We start from the raw sequence: 2076 nt of genomic DNA, 5'->3' as shown, positions 1-2076 counted from the left end.
GACCAGCGGCAAGCTGTAGAGCGGATCCGAATCTCGAACGAGTGCAATGTCCACCATCGTTCCACCACCCAGCAAGGCCGTCCTCCAGGTGATATCGACATCCTTCGTCGCCGGGAACACTTCCCCGCCGTTGGGTGTGAATACGAACAAAAAGTCGGCGGGACTTTTCGATGCTTGCGTCGTATTCCCGTAGGCCCCCAAGTTCACATAGCCACCGTTGTTGGCAGGCTCATTGGCAAAGTCACTGGCTTGGTCGCCCCGATCGATCGCCGCGGACTGAACGGAGTCCACGAATTCAGCGGAGGCCAGGAACACGGGCAAATTCGTCACGGCGTCAACAACCGGACTGAGGGATCCCGTGAACCGGCCGACGTTGCTCTTGAGATGGAAATCATCATCACGCCCGTCATGAAGTGAATCCACGTAACCGAGCATTGCGTCGCTACCGAGCACGTCGACAAACTGTGGTGAACCGACGAACGAATTCTTATCGCCGAACGAGACGATCTGCCAACCGCCTAGATCGGGCACGGGGATTCCCGCCCACCGGCCGATGTTCCCAGTCCCAGTGACTTCGAATTGATTGAAGTCACTGTCAAATCCCGGCTGGCTGACCGTCGATACCTCGACCGCATTTCCGTCAACGACCGAAACGATATTGTTTCGCAGCACCACGTCGGTCGACGCATTGAGAATCACACCCGAGCCGGAGGTTTGATACAGCGTGTTGTTCTCCAAACGCGATGCGTCGGCACCCGATAGCTTGATGCCCACTGTCGCGTTGTCGTAGATCACGTTGTTTGTCGCTACCACCGCGTCCATCGCGAGAATTCCAGTGGGGACGGAGTAGATGGTGTTGCCGACGATCTGTGTCGCGCCGGTCGACTCGATCCCGGTCGAAGCATGGTAGTAAATCCTGTTTTCGGAAACGACGGAGTCGTCCGCTAGGATTCCCACGCGGCCGTCCGCGATTACGTTATGGATCGCAGTTCCCCGATACAGCTCGATTCCAAAGGTTCCCGAATACCGGTGCCCGGCGAGATGATTGCCGACAACCATCGCGTCTTGGCGGCTTCGGATTCCACCACCTTGATTGCTGGACAAAATGTTTCCGAGTCCGGCGGTCAAATCGGCATGACCGATCAGGGCATTGTCGCCATAGACATGGATCCCGTATCCACCGTTGTCCGCAAACTCGCTGGATCGAACGGTTGCATTGTCCGCGAAGACATACAAGCCGTCCGATTGATTGCCGGATGCTGAACCGGTCTCGACGAGAATGCCAGGGCTACCGTTAAGGTGTGCCCCGCGCAATCCGTTCCCGTTGGCCGTCCATTGGCTGAGGCGGCTGATCGCGCCTGTGACTCGCAACCCGTTGCCACCGTTCTGTGATGCGTCCAAGCCCTCGATCACCCCGACGTCGCCGTTGACGACCAGACCGGATTGGCCATTGCGGAGGGCGACGACGTTAAGAACGCCGGAGCCCACGCCCGCGATCTCGATGCCGTCGCCCGAGTTGTCGTTCGACTGGATGTTGGTCAGCGATGTGACCGACGTGCCGGATTCGCCATGGATCCCGTCACCGGAATGTCCCGTGACCAACAAATTCTCCAGTACGACGTCAGTCGTTCCGCTGGAAAGCAAGATCCCATTTTGGGCATCGACCAATCCCAAGTTCTTGATCGTCACCGCGTCCGCGTCGACAAGGTGCAGCAACGGATTGTCCGAGACCACCGGATAGAGCCGCAGCGTTGCATCGGCCGGTGGATCGGGTCCGGTCAACAGAAAGCCCTCGTCGTCGCCGATGCCGAGAACACCGGACAGCAGAATCGGTCCAAGCAGCGAATACTCACCCGTATCCACTTTCAATACATCGCCCGGTCCGAGTGAGTATTGATTCAGGATCTGTCGAGGCGATGGCTTTGGACTGTCGGCAGTGCGTCCGGTGTTGCGATTGCTGCCGGGTGCCGTGGTGAACACATCACCGACGACGCTTGCGTCGTTGACAAAGAACTCCGTCGACTGTTCCGGCACCGAGAACGTTTCCGAACTCTGGTCGAACAACGCCGGGTTGTC

Annotated in this window: 1 protein-coding gene; it reads right to left on the bottom strand. The window is 58.2% G+C overall.

All coding sequences use genetic code 11. The annotated features are described in order from the left end of the window. A partial coding sequence (locus ABX749_RS30825) for a right-handed parallel beta-helix repeat-containing protein (protein ID WP_372899411.1) occupies positions 1 to 2076 on the bottom strand: 2076 nt, incomplete at both ends.

The sequence above is a fragment of the Stieleria sp. genome (assembly GCF_041595215.1).
Taxonomy (GTDB): domain Bacteria; phylum Planctomycetota; class Planctomycetia; order Pirellulales; family Pirellulaceae; genus Stieleria; species Stieleria magnilauensis.
The sequence above is the reverse complement of the archived record's forward strand: the minus strand, read 5'-3'. Positions and strand labels throughout refer to the sequence as shown.